The following is a 17,273-nucleotide window of genomic DNA, read 5'->3' as shown; positions in this document are numbered from 1 at the left end:
TTCTATTATTTTAAACGTATTCCATTTTTGGGTTGTGGCCCAACTTTCACTGGTTTGGTCTCTGCCGTCCAACTGCCTCGCAACAAGGCTTGTGTGCCAAGTATCAGGAGCATGCAGCAAAAATTCACAAATTCTTTTATCGATCTTTTCATAATCCTCGGGTTCTTAAGGTATGGACAAGGTAAAAGTAGCCCATCTATGATGGAATGCCTATCGCTTGTGTGTTCCTTGCCTAAAAAATAATATGGACGGATGCTGGGATCGTGTATTTGGTCATATGCCATAAGAAAACCCGCTGCCCCTTTGATGGACCCAAAGTGGCAGCGGGTCTTTCCAACCAACTAAACTAAATCAAACTACACTTAAAATATGTTGAACCCTATCTCAATGCCGGATCTTTGTCGGGAGAAATAGGGTTTATCCTTATTGATGGTACTAAAGTCCGAATTATATATGGGACGGCATTCCGTTACTTCACAATTGGTAGTAAAAACTGTATAATTGGTTCATTTGATCAATTATTCGTGCATTTCGGAACAATAAAAAGGTTTTTTTTTATCGGCGAGACCTCAAGGATAAGTAACTGAATAGTAAGATTTAAGCCGTATCAGCAAACAGTTTTTAGGATTTTTTTAATACATTGTATAGCGAACACTAAATAACTATAACAATGACAAAAACAACGACCAACCTGATCGGAATAGCCATTGCGATTCTGGCGGGGACCTATTTTTTTGTGATGTACTGCAGCGAATGTGGGGCCAACCCTAAGGAGGTCTCTGCAAGCGAAGCCACAGTGCCCAAGGACGATCTTCCGCAAATGGAAACTACTGCACAAAGTGGAAAGGAAAGACCCGATCATGGACAGGCAAAGCTGAACCTACACTAAACAACTAACCCGTAAAACAAGAGACATGGATTTTGAAAATATGAACCTATGGTGTTGGGCCATACCCCTTCTGGTAGGGGTACTCTGCGCCTATTTTGGATATCTGATCGGTAAAAGCGGTGCGCAAACCACCGATGGCCCGGCCAACCTAAAACTGCTTCAGGACAAAAACGCAAAATTGGAGGCCGAGCTTGCGGCCTGCAACAAAAAACTGACCTCAAGCTCGGATAGTACTCCCGTGGCCTCCATGGCACCGTCCGGTACCACCGCTGCAAAGGGCCCGGTGTTCAATGCAGCTGCAGCCAAATCGGACATGGGCTTCAAAATAAAACAGGACGATCTGACCATCGTGGAAGGAATAGGTCCAAAAATAGAAGGTTTGTTCCATAACCATGATATCAAGACTTGGAAGGCCTTATCGGAAACTACGGTGGCCAAATGCCGCGACGTATTAAATTCGGGTGGAAATCGTTATAAAATGCACGACCCGGCCTCATGGCCCATGCAGGGTAAAATGTGTTATGAAGGTAAATGGAAAGATCTTGCCAAATGGCAGGACAAGCACAAGCACGGAAAACTATAAGCCCAAAAAGCGGGGCCTAAGATACGTCTATAGGTCCCTCTTTAGATGATGCCATTGGCTTCCACCCATTTAAAATGGTATTGCTCCTCGGGAAATTTCATACGGTCCGAAATGCGCTTTAAACGATCGGGTAACTTCATCAAATAGTCCCTCGCCCTTTCGGCGTCGTCGCTAAGGCTTCTTAAAGAGGCCAAATCCCAATAGGTGTTGAGCTTCCCAAGAATATCAATATAATCTTGGGCGGTGTATACTCCCAAACGTTGGGCACAATTGGAAAAGGTTTCAAAGGCCGTCCCTATGCTTCCACCGGACTCCCTTAAAAAGTGGGCCGGCATCACAATCTTCTTTTTCATCATATCCGCAAAGGCCAATAACATTCCGCTGGGATCCTCCCCGAAGATGGTTTTCACAAATTCCCGATAGGCCAAATGATGGCGCATCTCATCCCCGGAGATGATGGTACACATTTTTCCCAAAAGGGTATTGCCCTTTTTCTTGGCCATTTGCCCCACACGTTTGTGGGAGATATAGGTAGCCAGTTCCTGGAAACTGGTATATACAAAATTCTTATAGGGATCCCTATCGGTGCCTATATCAAAACCATCGGCGATTAGATGCTGCGTGGTAATTTCCATTTCCCGCATATTTACCCGTCCCGAGAGATACAAATACTTGTTCAGTACGTCACCGTGCCTATTCTCCTCCGCCGTCCAGGCCCGGACCCATTTGGACCAACCGTTTTTGTTCCCATCGTGCTGATCGATCCCTTCAACATCCATTAGCCAGGACTCGTAAGTGGGCAATGCCTCTTCCGTGATGGTGTCGGCGACCATGGTGACCCAAAAATCATATCCCAATTCCTTGGCTTCTTCCCGTATTTGATGTACGTCTTCCATAAATCCTTCGCCTTGGGAATCGGGTAAAAAATCCGTGGGCTGCCATATTTCCTCAATAGGAATAAGGAAGGAATCTATAAACCCATCCACTTTATGTTCTATGGCATTCATTACTTCTATGCGGATATTCTTGGGAGACATGTTGGTATTTTTGGTAAATATCCCTATTAATATTGGAATATAGTCACAAAGGACTATTAATTTTGGTTCCGCCCGTTTTCTCCTGGATATAAACTAAAGACCGGATCGCTTTGCCAAACTTCCTTGCTTTCCACATCAATTATGGACAAAGGACCTTTAAATGCTGCTCCTGTATCCACGTTCCACACATTGACCGCCCGTTGGGGAGTAGTCTTCCCAATTCGGGTTACAGGGGTATGCCCAATATAGACCTCCTTGTAGTGCAATAGTCTTTTAGGATACCGTGCATCGGTCTTCGGAAGGTGGGGATCAAGGGAAAGCGCCAGCTCCCAAAGCGTCCTATCCCAATAGAATGTTTTGGAAAAGTATTCGTAGGCCACCCCTTTAAGGTTGGTAAACCCGGCATGAAGAAACAACCTGTTCCCTTCATCCAAATAATAGTTCTCCAAATTCTGATAGAACACCATGTGACGTTTCTTGGTAGCGCTATCTGCCTTGGCATAGGACGCTACAGTGGTTTTTCCACCGTGTTGGAACCAAAGAGGCCTGTCCTTGGCCTCCAGCAACCAATCCATACAGAGCTCATCGTGATTTCCCTTTAAAAAGGTACACTGGTGGGTGTTGCCCAAGCGTATTAAAAAATTGACCGTTTCCACGGCCTCGCTCCAGCCATCCACGTAGTCTCCCAAGAAAATAAGATGATCTCTAGGGGAGGCCCCTGCTCGGTCCATAACCTGTTCAAGTGCCCTTAGTCCGCCATGGATATCCCCAATTACCAATGTTCTCATTGGGCAAATATTACAATTAATCCTATTGCTACCAACACCGCTACAATCAATAGGAAGATTTTCCAGAAGGAATAGGGATGCGTTCCACTAATGCTACCTGTTTGCCCATTGACATAAAAGTGGTATTCCTTGTTTTTGTAGCGATAGGAGCTTATGTATAGAGGTAAAAGAATGTGTTTAAAGGTCTCCTCCGTAAGTTTTATGTCTGCATGATGGATCCGTTGGGTATCCCCGCCTATGTCCCGTCGTATCCAGCTATGGGCAATTTGTTTGGCCTTTTGAAAGGACAAATGGTGACCGTCCTTAAGGGATATCGTGTACTTTTCAGTAACAAAGCCCGCCAAATATTTGGAGTTAAAAACCACCAATTCCTTCAAATTCCAATGGCTGATCTTGGCTGGGATTTCCCTTCTCTTTTTTTCCGATGCGTTAATCAATATATCATCTACAAAACCTTGTACAGAACCGGAAGCCGAGGACCACCTGGTCTTCCTGACCTGTCTGGTACGGTTCCCGTTTTTTGTTCTATAGGTCTGGGTCTCGTAGTAATAATCTCCCCGTTCCCCTTGATAAGCTGCCTTTAGATTGGCATCGAAGGTCCAGTAAGGGACGTACAGCCCGTGTATACTTTCAGGATCCAGGGCCGCCTTTTTTAATTTATTCGGTGCAAACCAAATTCGGTTTACCCAATTCTTAAAAATGTTCCGGGCCGTTTTGCCATCCAATTGAAAAGGCACCAACGCCCCTGGCAATATCCAACCCTCTTTTTCAATATCCTCTTTAATCAAGGGCTCTCCGCAATATACACAGTGCAGGGATTTGTAATTTTCCTCCACGTGTTGGTTGGCCCCACAATTCTTGCAATGCAGTAAATCTATGGTCTCCGTGAACGCATGGTTGCCCACCACCTTCAAATAGTGTTTAAGTTCCAGTTCCTCAAAACTGCTTTTGGCCTGTTCTATGAACTCCTCGTAACCACAGTATTCACATTTTAACTGGTGCGAACCCGGTTTAAAATTGAGTTCCGCACCACAGTTGGCACATGATTTTTTCTGTTGGGATTTAGCCGTTTCTTCCATATAGCAGGTGTTCCCATAAGGTGGGAATCCAAATAAAAATTGTAGGAGGTCCTATGTTGTCGGTAGTGGGGGTGGTGTGCTTCCTCCCAAAAATGATTTTAAATCCTCAACATCCTTTAAAGCAGTCCAATTGGCCATGCCCTGTTTCCAGATCAAGGAATCCCTGTTAATGGTCCTATTGGCGAACAGCTCCTTTAATTTGTCGAGCGAAACCGGACCGAGTTGTTGTCCATTGACGGCATAGTGGTACAGGACTTGCAGTGGTATCGGAGGAGGCGCGGACCCTCCTTGCGGCGGTGAGAAAGGTTGCTGTGTATGCTGTTGGGTCATCATACCGCCCATTTGTTGTGCCAGCACAAACCCCATGCCCATGCCCATGCCGGCGCCGGCCGTTCCCCCTTCGTTTTTGGCGGCAGCCTCCATGGCCTTGGCCGCCTTGAATTGGGAGAGTTTGGACATGTCTAGCTTATCCAATCTGCTATATTCAAAGATTTCCTTTTTAAGGTCTTCCGGCATGGAAACATTTTCGATATAAAATTTTTCCAATTCAATGCCCACCCTACCAAATTCGGGCTGCATAACCTCCTGACAGGTTTGGGATAGTTCGGAGGTGTTGGCCGCATAGAGCTCTATGGGAAGATTGGCTTCCCCAACGGTATCGGTAAACCTGGTAACAATCAGACTCTTGAGGTGTTCATTGATCTCATAATTGGTGAAGTTCCCGTCTGTTCCCACCACATCGACAATAAACTTCCCGGGGTCTCCAATCCTGAAACTATAGGTGCCAAATGCCCGTATTTCTACCAGTCCAAACCGATCGTCACTTAACATCACCGGATTTTTGGTCCCCCATTTTTCATCAGTAAACAAACGGGTGTTTACAAAATAGACCTCGGCCTTGAAGGGGCTGTTAAAACCATATTTCCATCCTTTTAAGGTGGTGAGAATCGGCAGGTTTTTGGTGTTTAGGGTATAGGTGCCCGGTTTAAAGGCATCGGCCAGTTGCCCTTCGTTGATAAATACTGCGGTCTGTCCTTCCCGAACAATGAGTTTTGCCCCGTTTTTAATTTCGTTCTGGTAGCGTTCAAAACGGTGTACAATGGTATCGTTTGTATTGTCCAGCCATTCCACAATGTCAATAAACTCATGGCTTAGCTTCTTTTTTATCTCATCGAATAAACTCATTTTAGATAGGTTTTTTTGTTTTTTAAAAGGTAATCATTTCTTCAAAACGGACCAAAGGTCAAGCGCTAATTTCCACGCGAATTTAATCCCATCGCTGTTCCTGTAAAATAAATCCCCTATTTTTTGGATTCCCGTGGTATTTCTAATTACTTTGAGGCCCCAAATGATAAGTGAAACTGGATGAGGAAAGTATATTGTATAGGTGAACTGTTGATAGATTTTGTAGCGGAAAGACAGGGAAACGATCTCTCCAAAGCAAATGAATTTACCAAAAAGGCAGGTGGTGCCCCGGCCAATGTGGCCTGTGCCATATCCAAACTTGGAGGGAACAGTATTTTTGTCGGTGCAGTTGGCGAAGACCCTTTTGGTACGTTTCTCCTGAACATTTTGGAAGGCTCCGGGGTGGATATCTCCCTGGCCCAACGTTCCCCTGTATTTACCACTTTGGCGTTCGTTTCACTGGCAGAGGACGGCGAACGGGATTTTGTCTTTAGCCGGGGAGCCGATCGGGAGCTGAAATATGTCGCTTCCGTAAAAAAGGATTTTAAGGGCAATATGCTGCACCTGGGAGCGGCAACCGCACTCTTGGGAGGCAATCTGGAGGAGGCCTATGGCCGTTATTTTTTCGATGCCCTTACCCAGGATACTTTTATAAGTTTTGATCCCAATTTTAGGGCCGATCTTTGGAAGGGAAATGAATCGGCCTTTATAAAAAAATGTATCCCTTTTATTGAAAAGTCCAATCTGTGCAAGTTTAGCTTGGAAGAGGCCCAATTATTATCGGGAAAAGCGGATATTGAACAGGCCTGCACCAACTTGCATGAAAAGGGGACCCATACGATAGCCATCACTTTAGGGGCCGAGGGCACATATATAAGTAACGACCACATAAAAAAAATCGTGCCAAGTGTAAAGGTAACACCGGTTGATACTACAGGGGCCGGGGACGCCTTTATAGGGTGTTTATTGCAGCAGATTTCCACCCTGAACCATCCAGGTCATATTTTGGAAGACGGTCCGCTTTTGGAGCAGATGGTGCAAAACGCGAACAAGGCAGGTGCAATTACCACTACAAACTATGGTGCCATCACCTCCTTGCCCACCAGGGATCAGCTGTTCCCCCATTAATTATACTGTACTTTTCGCAATATTCTGAGCGACTCCTTTAAGGATTGGTAGACATTGGCGTTATGGGCTTTGAGAATAGGTCTGGCCATGTCCATTTGATCTTTGGCTTCCTCAAAACCATTCAAATAGCAAATAAGATAGGTGGCCGGAAGATGCTTTAGATCTTCCCGTTCCGAAGCCTTCAACGAGATGTTTTTCTCCAATTTTTGGAGTAGGGCATTGTTGGCGTTAAAAATATGGTGCAGCGTTTTCTTATCATACTGCGGGGGATCAAAAATCAAATTGCTGAGAATTTGATATTTACCATTGTCCGAAAAGGTAATGACCACCTTTTCCAAAGGGAAATAACGAAGCTCCGACCCCAGGCCCAGTTGAACATATTCAATGGTCGTAAAGGAATCCTCATCAAACGAAATGGTAACCTCATCCAGGGTAGAATAAAACAGTTTCACCTGCTCGTTGATCAATTCGATATCCACACGGGAATAATAGGTTTCTTTTTTGACCTTCTTTTCATTCCCGGCCCAGCAGACCACAAATTGCTCTTTAAAAACCTTATAGTCGCTCGTTAGATCCTTATGCCTGTTGTTGATAAAATCAATGACTCCGTCCAAGGTGAGCTCAATATTGTTCCGCGCATGCTGTTCAATGGTGGCCACCGTTTGGGAGTTGATGTCCTTCAATTCAATATCAAAGGCCTTGGGCAGGCTAATGCTGCCTTCCCTAAAGAAGACCGCGCCCCCGTAATATTTCCAAATATTCTTCCGAAGTGCACAGACCTTCCCACTTGATTTTATACTTACCAGACCCACCACTTTACCTTCGGACAAGTGAGGAAAAGGAATATTCTCATAGGAGATTAAGGGCGGGTGGTCCAAATAGGCGTTGACCAAGTTTTGAATCTTGCTGTCATCGAAGAAGTCGACCCCAACAATCTCGTTATCCTCATCCTCCACCCCGATCACAATGAAAGAATTGTTTAGGGGATTGCTGTTGGCCAGGGCACATACGTGCTTTAGGAACTTTGCCTTGCCTTCTTTTTGTCCAATATTGATAAACCGCTTTTTGTCATAAAAGCTGTTCTCATCATTATGGGCCAAGAGGTTCTTTACCAGCAAGCGCTTGTTAATCATAAGTCAGTATTCAGATGTGCCGTGCAGCCAGCTTGCCCAACATCCATGTCATTTGTCGGGAGTCTTTGCTCCCCCTTTTTCTTCCTTGGGCACCATCAAATCTAGGGCACCCTATGTCCTTGGCTCGCAGCCAAAAGCAAAAACCAATCCTCCAGTTCCAAATCAATTTTCGTGGCATTGATTGCATCAGTAAGGCGTTGGGGGGTAGCGGTACCCACGACCGGGTATACTTTGGCGGGATGTCTTAAAATCCAGGCCAGAAGGAGCTGACTGGCGTTGACGTTATATTTCTTTCTTAGGCGTTTCAGTACTTTCTTGATCCTTTTGGTTTTTTTGTCCTTTTCCCTGAAATAACTCCCCAATGGACTCCAGGCCATGGCCATTCTATCATTAGCAATCATATCGTCCAAAGTGCCGTCGTACATTGCCCCATCTGCCGTTAAGGAAAATTCCACTTGGTTTCCCGAAACCGGAACAGCGGTCTCCAACATCTCGATCTGCGAGGGGGTAAAATTTGATACTCCAAACGCCTTGATCTTTCCCTCCTTCTGCAATTGCGCAATGGCCTCCGCAATCTCCCCCGGATGCATTAAAGGGCTTGGCCTATGTAATAAAAAAAGATCCAGGTAATCTGTCCTTAAATTTTTTAAGGATTCTTCCGCGCTCCATATGATGTAGTCCTTGGAGTAGTTATAGTGTACTACTTTGTTCTTCCTGACTTCGGTGTCGAGTTGAATCCCACATTTGGTGATCAACTGTACGTCGGATCGGGGTATGCCGCTCTGGGCAAAGGCCTTGCCAAATACGGCCTCATTGGTATACCCTCCATAGATATCGGCATGGTCAAAGGTAGAAATGCCCGCGTTGAGACAATGCCCGATCAAAGCGATTAAATCCTTTTGCGAAAGGTCTTTCCCCCAGCTTCCCCAGGTCATGGTTCCGGCAATGATTTTGGAATAAGAAGTTGTATTGTCCATAGGTTGGTGAAAATAAAAAATAAATCCCTTAAATACTTCATAAAACTCGGGGGTTTCACCAATTTTTAACCAATAATTAACAGGGGATGACTAAATAAATTTTCATTTTGCGTTTTATTTAAATGCTTACTTTATTTGCATCAAAATTAAAATGGTTTCTATGGAAGAAAATACTACTATTGATATTAGTGCCGTGAACGAGAAAATTGAGAAGGAGAGCGCTTTTATAGATTTGCTCACAATAGAAATGAACAAGGTAATCGTTGGGCAAAAACACATGGTGGAACGATTGCTCATTGGCCTGTTGGGACAAGGACATATTTTACTTGAAGGTGTTCCCGGTCTGGCCAAGACCCTTGCTATAAATACCCTTGCCAAAGCGGTTAAAGGAAGCTTTAGCAGAATACAATTTACCCCAGACCTGTTGCCCGCCGATGTGGTAGGCACCATGATCTACAACATAAAAGAGAACGACTTCTCCATTAAAAAAGGGCCCATTTTTGCCAACTTCGTGCTTGCGGACGAAATAAACCGGGCCCCGGCCAAGGTGCAATCTGCCCTCTTGGAGGCCATGCAGGAGAAACAGGTCACCATTGGGGACGAAACCTTTATTCTGGACAAACCTTTCTTGGTAATGGCCACACAGAATCCGGTAGAGCAGGAAGGCACTTACCCACTGCCCGAAGCACAAGTAGACCGTTTTATGCTTAAGACCGTAATTGATTACCCCAAGATGAACGAGGAGCAACTGATTATGAGGCAAAATCTACTTCAAAATTACGATGCCGTTACCCCTGTGATTAGCCTTAAACAAATTCTAAGCGCCCAGCAGGCGGTCAGGGAGGTCTATATGGACGAAAAAATAGAAAAGTATATCCTGGATCTGGTCTTTGCCACACGCTATCCGGAAAAATATAATTTAGGAGATCTAAAACCACTCATCAGCTTTGGTGCCTCTCCCAGAGGAAGTATTAATCTGGGGAACGCCGCCAAATGTTATGCCTTTATCAAGCGAAGGGGGTATGTGGTCCCCGAAGATGTCAGGGCCGTGGTACACGATGTGCTCCGGCATAGAATAGGCATCACTTACGAGGCAGAGGCAGAAAATATTACTTCAGAAGAAATCATCAATAAGATTGTAAACGAAATTGAGGTGCCTTAGCATCCCGTTTCAAGTTTCGAGATTTTAAGTTTTAGCTGGAAACATTCATCAGGTGAACAAACTCCCGACGGAGCCCATGGATACCAAAGAATTACTTAAGAAGGTTCGCAAGATCGAGATAAAGACCAGACGTCTTTCCGATCATATTTTTGGTGGTGAGTACCATTCTACCTTTAAGGGAAGGGGTATGACCTTTAGTGAAGTGCGGCAGTATCAGTTCGGGGATGATGTGAGAAGTATAGATTGGAATGTAACCGCGCGGTATAACGAACCCTATGTAAAGGTCTTTGAAGAAGAACGCGAGCTCACCATGATGTTGATGGTAGATGTGAGCGGGTCCGAACTGTTCGGCACCTCCAACCAATTCAAAAAGGACATTATTACGGAAATATCGGCTACCCTGGCCTTTTCCGCCATGCAGAACAACGATAAAGCCGGGCTGGTTCTGTTTTCTGATGAGGTAGAGCTCTTTATTCCACCAAAAAAAGGGAAAAGCCATGTACTCCGGATCATTAGGGAACTTTTGGAGTTTACCCCAAAAAGTAGGCAGACCAATATTGCGGAAGCCTTGAAATACCTTACCAACGTCATGAAAAAGAAGGCCATTGTTTTTGTGCTTTCCGATTTTATCGCCGAGGATTATGAAAGGACCTTAAAGATAACCGGCAACAAGCACGACGTTACCGGCATACGCGTATACGATCAGCGCGAAGAAGCTATTCCCAACTTGGGAATGGTCCAAATGCGCGATGCCGAAACCGGAACCCTGCAATTGGTAAACACCCAATCCAGAAAGGTGCGCATGGCTTATAAAAAATACCATCAGGAGCGCGTCGATTATTTTGAGGATACCTTCACCAAGTCTGGCTGTGGTATTCTGAGTTGTCGGGTAGATGAGAGCTACGTAAAGAAATTATTGGGTTATTTTAAGCGAAGGGGATAGTACAAATGAAGTGTTCTAAAGTTACAGCTAAAGTGTTATTAGGGAGGGAGGTGCAATACCTCTTCTTTCTCCTCCTATTTGTGCTGGCTTCGTTTTACGGCAGGGCACAATCCTCCCCTTCCGTACACTCAGAAATCGATACCACTTTCATAAAGATAGGGGAGCAGATAAAATATACGATTACCGTGGAGACCGATTCTACCGATCTTGTCTTCTTCCCAGAGGGGCAGACTTTTTCTCCCTTGGAGACCGTTGAGGCCTTTGTGACCGATACCACACGTAAAAAGAATAGGCTCACCCTACAAAAAATCTACGCGCTGACGCAATTCGATTCCGGGGTGTACACGATTCCCCCGCAACGTATTGCGATCAATGAAAAACCCTTTTTTACGGATTCTGTCAAAATCAATGTGGCCACGGTACCTGTGGATACGCTTACCCAGAAGATGTACGACATCAAATCCCTTATCCCGGTAGAGAAAAGTTATTCCAGACTTTGGAAAGTCCTTTTGATAATCTTGTTGGGCCTGTTATTGGTGGGCGGATTGTTGTATTGGTTCGTGTTCCGCAAAAAACCGTTGACCGAAGAGGAGAAAGAGGCCCTTTTGCCGCCTTACGATAGGGCTTTGCTGGAGTTAAAACGCCTGGAAAATTCCAAGTACCTCATCCAGGACGAATACAAGCGGTACTATTCGGAGCTTACGGACATTGTACGCTCGTACCTTGAGGAGGACGTGCACGTTACAGCCCTGGAAAGTACCACGAATCAGCTGATCGATAAATTGGAGATGCTCAAGGATGCGGGGGAACTAAAATTGGAAGATGACACCATTCATCAGTTCAAAAGAATATTACAGACTGCGGATCTTGTAAAATTCGCAAAGTCCAAGCCGCCTACATCCACCGCGGAACAGGACAGGAAATCTATTGAGGAAATTGTCATTAAGACCAAGGAAGCCCTTCCAGAACCTACGGAGGAGGAATTGATGCAACAGCAGGAATATCAAGAAGAATTGGCTCGTAAAAAGTATCGGAAGAAGATTGTCATTGCCGTAGCGGCCACGGTTGCCCTTCTTCTCATTTCCGCAGTTTCGGCAGTAAGTTATTACGGTTTCAATCAGGTAAAGGATACAGTATTGGGTCATCCCACCAAGGAACTTCTGGACGGGGAGTGGGTATCCAGTTCGTACGGCTATCCCCCGATCAGCTTGGAAACCCCTAAAGTATTAATTCGACAGGACATTCCGCTTCCGGCAGAGGCAAGGGAAGATATTAAAGAACAGCACAACTTTATCTATACGAGTTCCATCGGCTTGTTCACCGTTGCAACCTCATCGACCTCCTTTACCGAACTTGCGGAACCCGATTTTGAAAAATCTATAGAACAGTTATTGAAAAACTTTGAGGATCAGGGCGCCAAAAATATCATTACCAAGCAGGAAGAGTTTACCACCACGACCGGGGTAACGGGAATCAAGACCTACGGCAGCGGAAAGTTTGCCGTTCCGGATTCCAAGGAACTGGTCAGGGGAAAATATATTATATTAAGTTTTGGCGGCAAAGGTTTTCAACAACAGATTCTATTGTCTTGGTTGGACAATGATTCCTATGCCGAACAGATTGTTGCGCGCATCCTAAGGTCCGTAGAAGTTAAAACAGAAGCGTAAATGTTAGAAAATATCGAATTTGCAAACCCACAGTTCTTTTGGTTGCTCCTATTGCTTCCGCTGGCTTTGCTTTGGTATTTTTTCAAACGCAAGGAAGAAACGGCCGCGCTCAAAATTTCGAGCATCAAAGGATTTTCGGATTCGGGGTTTTTGCCCAAACTGAAGCCCTTGTTGTTTCTGTTGCGCCTGTTGGCACTTGCGGCGATCATTACGGCACTGGCCAGACCACAGACAGAGGATATTTCTACCCGGACAAAAACTACCAAAGGGATAGATATTGTTATGGCCATAGATGTCTCCTCCAGTATGCTGGCAAGGGACTTAAAACCCAATAGGTTGTCCGCGCTTAAGGAGGTGGCCGGTGATTTTATCCGAAAACGGCCCAATGATCGGATCGGCCTGGTGGCCTATGCCGGGGAAAGCTATACCAAAACTCCTATAACCAGTGATAAATCGATTGTTCTAAACGCACTTCGGGAAATTACCTACGGACAGCTCAATGATGGGACAGCCATAGGGATGGGCCTTGCTACCTCTGTAAACCGCTTAAAGGAGAGCAAAGCAATTAGCAAAGTGATCATATTGCTTACCGATGGGGTGAACAACTCCGGCTTTATAGAGCCGCAGACAGCCGCCGATCTTGCCGTGGAATTCGGAATAAAGACCTATACCATTGGCCTGGGCACCAACGGCAATGCCCTTTCACCAATAGCCTATAACAGGGACGGGTCCTTCCGATATGGCATGCGCCAGGTCGAAATAGATGAAAACCTCCTAGAGGAAATCGCCGAAGTTACCGGGGGCAAGTATTTTAGGGCGACCAATAATGAAAGCCTGGAGGATATCTACGACGAGATCAACAAGTTGGAAAAAACGGAAATCGAAGAATTCAAATATTACAAATACGAAGAAAAATTTAGACCCTGGGTGCTTTTGGCAGGGGCTTTGCTTATACTGGAATGGTTCTTCAGGATAACGCTATTTAGAAGCTTTATATAAATTTTATGATTCAGCTCGACGAAAAAATATATTTCTATCTCCTGTTCATTATTCCCATGATGATCGTGCTGTTCGTTGCCCTGCAAATATGGAAGCGAAGTGCGCAGAAGAAGTTTGCCAGCCCGTCGTTATTGAGACGTTTAACACCAGATCGATCTAGCTTTAAATCTACCTTGAAACTCATTTTTTTGCTTTTGGGCCTAACTTTTTTGGTCCTTGGGCTGGTAAACCCGAAAATTGGCACAAAATTGGAGACGGTTAAACGGGAAGGGGTAGACATTGTCTTCGCGGTGGATGTCTCCAGAAGTATGCTCGCGGAGGATATTGCCCCAAACCGACTGGAAAAGGCCAAACGCTTGGTCTCCGAAATCATCAACCAATTGGCCAGCGACCGGATAGGGATTATTGCCTACGCCGGGCAAGCTTTTCCCCAGTTGCCAATAACCACAGACTATGGAGCGGCCAAAATGTTTTTGCAAAGCATGAACACCAATATGCTTTCGTCCCAGGGAACGGCAATCAACCAGGCCATTGAACTGGCGGCGACCTATTATGACGACGAAGAGCAGACAAACAGGGTACTGTTCATCGTTTCGGATGGGGAGGATCATTCGGAAGGTTCAACACTGGAAGCGGTGGATGTGGCGGTAGAAGAGGGGATTCGTATATTTACCATTGGTGTAGGAAAAAAGAAGGGAGGCCCCATCCCGCTGAAAAAAAATGGGGTTGTGGAAAGCCATAAAAAAGATGCCCAGGGCGAGGTGGTCATTACCAAACTGAACGAAACCATTTTGAACGAGATCGCTTCCGAAGGCAATGGGGAATACATTAACGGGGCCAATACGGAAGAGGCCGTTGAATATATCAAGGAGCAATTGTTCCAGATGGACAAAAAGGAGTTCGAGGCCAAACAGTTTGCAGAGTTCAAGGACCAATACCAGTGGTTTTTGGCCTTGGGGCTATTCTTTTTATTTTTGGACATCTTTCTGTTGGACCGAAAGACCCAATGGCTTAAAAAACTGAATCTGTTTAATGAAAAAGTGGATGAGTAACATGAGAACGATTTTATATCTTGTTTTTTTGGTCGGATGTGTTTCCTTTGCCCAAGAGGAAACCAAAGAAAATGAGAAGGCCCTGCGCGCTTCCAAAAACCTTACTTGGGAAGCGAACAAGGAACTTTCAGAGGACAATTTCATCAATGCCGAGGCCACGTATAGAAAGGCCATTTCCAAAAGCACAGAAAACGTGGCCGCGCCCTATAACCTGGGGAATGCCTACTACAACAAGGAAACCTATAGCGAAGCTTTTGCCCGATTTAAGCAAGCGGGCGATTTGGCAGAAAACAAAGCGGACAAGCACAAGGCCTATCACAATATGGGCAATGTCTTTATGAAGAACAAGGAATACCAAAAAGCGGTGGAGGCTTACAAAGAGGCCCTTAGGAACAATCCTACCGATGAGGAGACCCGCTATAATTTGGCCTTGGCCAAAGAAATGCTGAAAAAACAGCAGGACGAACAAAAGAACGACCAAAATCAAGGAGGAGAGGACAAGCAGGATCAAGAGGACAAAAAGGATAAGAATCAGGATCAAAAAAACGAAGGGGACAATAAGGAAGATAACAAGGGCGATCAGGACAACAAGGAAAACGAGGACAAAGGAGACGAGGGTGACAAGGGAGATGAAAAAAAGGAAGAGAACAAGGAAGGTGATGGAGATAAAAAAGAAGAAAAGAAAAAACAGCCAGAGCAGGGCGATCGGCCTAAGGACCAGAAACGTCCAAGACCCAATCAACTGTCTCCCCAACAGGTAAAGAATCTTTTGGAGGCTATGCAGAATGAAGAGAAAAAAGTTCAGGAAAAAATAGACGCCAAAAAGGTAAAGGGTGTTAAAACGAAGAATGAAAAAGATTGGTGATGTGGCTTATTTCTAAAAAATACTTCTTGCTTTTACCGTTGCTGCTCATGGTTTTTACCGTGAGGGCGCAGGATGGCGTTAGCTTTGAGGTTAAGGTTAGCAAGAGTAAACTGGGGATTAATGAGCGTCTACGGGTAGATTTTGTGATGAACAAGGATGGGGATGATTTTGACCCGCCCGATTTTAATGGGTTCAGGGTGCTTATGGGACCCTCTCAATCCATCAGTTCTTCGTGGATCAATGGGGTACGAAGTTTTTCCAAGACCTATTCCTATACCTTGGCACCCACCTCACGTGGCGTTTTCACCATCAAGCAGGCCACAATCGTCATAGATGGAAAAACCTATAAATCGCTCTCAAAAAAAATAGAGGTCACCGCCGCTGTGGACAAGCCCAGCGATCAAATGACCGTGGATGACGTCGCCGATGAAAGTCTCCATTTGGTGGCAGAGGTGTCCAAGGCCAATCCCTACCTTAACGAAGCGGTAAGCGTGGTATACAAACTGTATGTGAGTCAATTTATAACCGTGACCAATTTTAGGGCCCTGGACAATCCTAAATACAACAACTTTTGGAGCCAGGATATGCCGGTGACCAAGTATAATATACAGAATGGCACCTATCAAGGAAAGGCATACCGCTATGTGATTTTGAAGCGTGTGGTCCTGTATCCGCAAAAAACAGGGAAATTGACCATAGAACCCCTCTCGCTGGATGTAAGCGTGGATGTGCCTACCAACAAGCGCGATTTCTTTGGAGGTAGGATCTTTACCCAGACCAATAAGACGGTTTCCGCAGGTAAAAGAACGATAAACGTAAAGGCTTTGCCTTCGGATGGGAAACCTCCCAACTTCAGCGGGGCGGTGGGAAGTTTTGATTTTTCGGTGACTACGAGCAAGACCGATTTAAACGCATCGGAATCCCTTCAGGCCAAGGTGGAGGTAAAGGGAAAGGGCAATCTAAAATTGTTTCAGTTGCCCGAACCAAGCCTTCCCAGTGCTTTGGAAGTATACGACCCTGAGTTTAAGGAAAACGTGCGCACCACGCTCTCGGGCATGGAGGGAAAGGTAAGCAACAACTATACCATTGTGCCTTCTTTCCGGGGCAAGTATCCCATCCCGAGCATTTCCTTTAGTTATTTTGACCCCAAGACGGAGTCGTATAAGCGCTTGAGCTCCGAGGAAATTTTGATCAATGTCATGGACGGGCCGGCCGGAGAAGATACAGCAAGTCCTTTGGGGGCACCCCTAAACAACCGTCAGGCGGTGGTAAGCACAGGAAGTCAATTCAGTTTTATAAAACTGAAGCCGAATTTATCGGTGATCGGCACCAATTACTTTTTTGGATCCCCCCGTTTTTACATGTGGTTGTTCCTTCCGCTGCTGTTGATACCCGTTACCGTTCTTTTTGGGAAAAAACGGGAGGCCATTGCCAGTGATGTTGCGGGCAACAAAATAAAAAAGGCCAATAAATTGGCCAGAAAATACCTGTCTGCTGCCAAAAAGACCCTGGGAGACAAAGAGGCTTTTTATATCGCTCTGGAAAAAGCGTTGCACAATTATCTCAAGGCTAAACTAAAGATCGAGACCACGGAGTTCAGCAAGGACAAAATAAGCATGTTGCTTACCGAAAAGCAGGTAGATGAAACCACCATGGAAGGATTTATAGGCTTGCTCGAGAATTGTGAAATGGCCCGGTACAGCCCTTTTTCCGAGGTGCAGATGCAACAGGACTACACTAAGGCAAGTGACGTAATCTCTTATTTGGATAAACAGTTATAGCGCAA

General features: G+C 45.3%; 16 protein-coding genes. 10 read left to right on the top strand and 6 right to left on the bottom strand.

Features of this window, described 5'->3' with window-relative positions; genetic code table 11:
* Positions 1-670: 670 nt before the first annotated feature.
* Both ACRD67_RS15875 and ACRD67_RS15870 read left to right on the top strand, forming a co-directional pair.
* Positions 671-889 (top strand): hypothetical protein, encoded by a 219-nt coding sequence (locus ACRD67_RS15875; RefSeq protein WP_430968206.1) that lies wholly within the window; start codon positions 671-673, stop codon positions 887-889.
* A gap of 25 nt (positions 890-914) precedes the next feature.
* Positions 915-1,472: a hypothetical protein gene (locus ACRD67_RS15870; RefSeq protein ID WP_430968205.1), complete on the top strand. Its 558-nt coding sequence runs from the start codon at positions 915-917 to the stop codon at positions 1,470-1,472.
* 41 nt (positions 1,473-1,513) lie between these two features.
* Here the strand turns inward: ACRD67_RS15870 and ACRD67_RS15865 are convergent, their stop codons facing one another.
* The 4 genes from ACRD67_RS15865 to ACRD67_RS15850 are packed head-to-tail and all read right to left on the bottom strand — an operon-like array spanning position 1,514 to position 5,561.
* Entirely contained in the window at positions 1,514-2,509 is a 996-nt protein-coding gene (locus ACRD67_RS15865) for an acyl-ACP desaturase (RefSeq protein WP_430968204.1), read from the bottom strand.
* 56 nt (positions 2,510-2,565) lie between these two features.
* The gene (locus ACRD67_RS15860) at positions 2,566-3,297 is read right to left on the bottom strand and encodes a metallophosphoesterase (protein ID WP_430968203.1); all 732 of its coding nucleotides are present in this window, start codon (positions 3,295-3,297) and stop codon (positions 2,566-2,568) included.
* Positions 3,294-4,376, bottom strand: coding sequence for a TFIIB-type zinc ribbon-containing protein (locus ACRD67_RS15855; RefSeq protein WP_430968202.1), 1,083 nt, complete (start codon positions 4,374-4,376; stop codon positions 3,294-3,296). Before ACRD67_RS15855 ends, ACRD67_RS15860 begins: the two co-directional genes overlap by 4 nt.
* 51 nt (positions 4,377-4,427) lie before the next feature.
* The gene (locus tag ACRD67_RS15850; RefSeq protein WP_430968201.1) at positions 4,428-5,561 is read right to left on the bottom strand and encodes an SPFH domain-containing protein; all 1,134 of its coding nucleotides are present in this window, start codon (positions 5,559-5,561) and stop codon (positions 4,428-4,430) included.
* Positions 5,562-5,741: 180 nt separating this feature from the next.
* Between ACRD67_RS15850 and ACRD67_RS15845 the strand changes: the two genes are divergently transcribed.
* Positions 5,742-6,689 carry a carbohydrate kinase family protein gene (locus tag ACRD67_RS15845; protein ID WP_430968200.1) on the top strand — a complete coding sequence of 316 codons (948 nt, stop codon included), beginning with the start codon at positions 5,742-5,744 and terminating at the stop codon, positions 6,687-6,689.
* On the opposite strand, the gene ACRD67_RS15840 is transcribed toward ACRD67_RS15845, so the two are convergent.
* Together ACRD67_RS15840 and ACRD67_RS15835 are read right to left on the bottom strand one after the other, a co-directional pair.
* The gene (locus ACRD67_RS15840) at positions 6,686-7,822 is read right to left on the bottom strand and encodes an ATP-binding protein (protein WP_430968199.1); all 1,137 of its coding nucleotides are present in this window, start codon (positions 7,820-7,822) and stop codon (positions 6,686-6,688) included. The genes ACRD67_RS15845 and ACRD67_RS15840 overlap by 4 nt on opposite strands.
* A gap of 101 nt (positions 7,823-7,923) precedes the next feature.
* Positions 7,924-8,799 carry an aldo/keto reductase gene (locus ACRD67_RS15835; RefSeq protein WP_430968198.1) on the bottom strand — a complete coding sequence of 292 codons (876 nt, stop codon included), beginning with the start codon at positions 8,797-8,799 and terminating at the stop codon, positions 7,924-7,926.
* Positions 8,800-8,959: 160 nt separating this feature from the next.
* On the opposite strand from ACRD67_RS15835, the gene ACRD67_RS15830 reads away from it, so the two are divergent.
* The 7 genes from ACRD67_RS15830 (at position 8,960) to ACRD67_RS15800 (ending at position 17,268) form a co-directional block, all read left to right on the top strand.
* A complete protein-coding gene (locus tag ACRD67_RS15830; protein ID WP_430968197.1) occupies positions 8,960-9,961 on the top strand; it encodes an AAA family ATPase in 1,002 nt (333 codons plus the stop codon).
* Between the two features lie 76 nt (positions 9,962-10,037).
* Positions 10,038-10,904: a DUF58 domain-containing protein gene (locus tag ACRD67_RS15825; protein WP_430968673.1), complete on the top strand. Its 867-nt coding sequence runs from the start codon at positions 10,038-10,040 to the stop codon at positions 10,902-10,904.
* 32 nt (positions 10,905-10,936) lie between these two features.
* Positions 10,937-12,571 carry a BatD family protein gene (locus tag ACRD67_RS15820; RefSeq protein ID WP_430968196.1) on the top strand — a complete coding sequence of 545 codons (1,635 nt, stop codon included), beginning with the start codon at positions 10,937-10,939 and terminating at the stop codon, positions 12,569-12,571.
* Positions 12,572-13,570 (top strand): vWA domain-containing protein, encoded by a 999-nt coding sequence (locus ACRD67_RS15815; RefSeq protein ID WP_430968195.1) that lies wholly within the window; start codon positions 12,572-12,574, stop codon positions 13,568-13,570.
* Between the two features lie 5 nt (positions 13,571-13,575).
* Positions 13,576-14,622, top strand: a complete 1,047-nt coding sequence (locus ACRD67_RS15810; RefSeq protein WP_430968194.1) for a VWA domain-containing protein — start codon at positions 13,576-13,578, stop codon at positions 14,620-14,622.
* 1 nt (position 14,623) lies between these two features.
* A complete protein-coding gene (locus ACRD67_RS15805) occupies positions 14,624-15,487 on the top strand; it encodes a tetratricopeptide repeat protein (protein ID WP_430968193.1) in 864 nt (287 codons plus the stop codon).
* Entirely contained in the window at positions 15,487-17,268 is a 1,782-nt protein-coding gene (locus ACRD67_RS15800) for a BatD family protein (RefSeq protein WP_430968192.1), read from the top strand. The genes ACRD67_RS15805 and ACRD67_RS15800 overlap by 1 nt, the downstream gene beginning before the upstream one ends.
* Positions 17,269-17,273 lie beyond the last annotated feature (5 nt).

The organism is Eudoraea algarum (assembly GCF_050589645.1).
Classification (GTDB): domain Bacteria; phylum Bacteroidota; class Bacteroidia; order Flavobacteriales; family Flavobacteriaceae; genus JBNGOQ01.
The sequence above is the reverse complement of the archived record's forward strand: the minus strand, read 5'-3'. Positions and strand labels throughout refer to the sequence as shown.

Coding starts and splice junctions, on each gene's coding strand:
- ACRD67_RS15855 (WP_430968202.1), bottom strand. CDS start 4,376: ATGGAAGAAACGGCTAAATCCCAACAGAAAAAATCATGTGCCAACTGT.
- ACRD67_RS15825 (WP_430968673.1), top strand. CDS start 10,038: ATGGATACCAAAGAATTACTTAAGAAGGTTCGCAAGATCGAGATAAAG.
- ACRD67_RS15805 (WP_430968193.1), top strand. CDS start 14,624: ATGAGAACGATTTTATATCTTGTTTTTTTGGTCGGATGTGTTTCCTTT.
- ACRD67_RS15815 (WP_430968195.1), top strand. CDS start 12,572: ATGTTAGAAAATATCGAATTTGCAAACCCACAGTTCTTTTGGTTGCTC.
- ACRD67_RS15845 (WP_430968200.1), top strand. CDS start 5,742: ATGAGGAAAGTATATTGTATAGGTGAACTGTTGATAGATTTTGTAGCG.
- ACRD67_RS15835 (WP_430968198.1), bottom strand. CDS start 8,799: ATGGACAATACAACTTCTTATTCCAAAATCATTGCCGGAACCATGACC.
- ACRD67_RS15830 (WP_430968197.1), top strand. CDS start 8,960: ATGGAAGAAAATACTACTATTGATATTAGTGCCGTGAACGAGAAAATT.
- ACRD67_RS15865 (WP_430968204.1), bottom strand. CDS start 2,509: ATGTCTCCCAAGAATATCCGCATAGAAGTAATGAATGCCATAGAACAT.
- ACRD67_RS15800 (WP_430968192.1), top strand. CDS start 15,487: ATGTGGCTTATTTCTAAAAAATACTTCTTGCTTTTACCGTTGCTGCTC.
- ACRD67_RS15810 (WP_430968194.1), top strand. CDS start 13,576: ATGATTCAGCTCGACGAAAAAATATATTTCTATCTCCTGTTCATTATT.
- ACRD67_RS15860 (WP_430968203.1), bottom strand. CDS start 3,297: ATGAGAACATTGGTAATTGGGGATATCCATGGCGGACTAAGGGCACTT.
- ACRD67_RS15870 (WP_430968205.1), top strand. CDS start 915: ATGGATTTTGAAAATATGAACCTATGGTGTTGGGCCATACCCCTTCTG.
- ACRD67_RS15850 (WP_430968201.1), bottom strand. CDS start 5,561: ATGAGTTTATTCGATGAGATAAAAAAGAAGCTAAGCCATGAGTTTATT.
- ACRD67_RS15875 (WP_430968206.1), top strand. CDS start 671: ATGACAAAAACAACGACCAACCTGATCGGAATAGCCATTGCGATTCTG.
- ACRD67_RS15840 (WP_430968199.1), bottom strand. CDS start 7,822: ATGATTAACAAGCGCTTGCTGGTAAAGAACCTCTTGGCCCATAATGAT.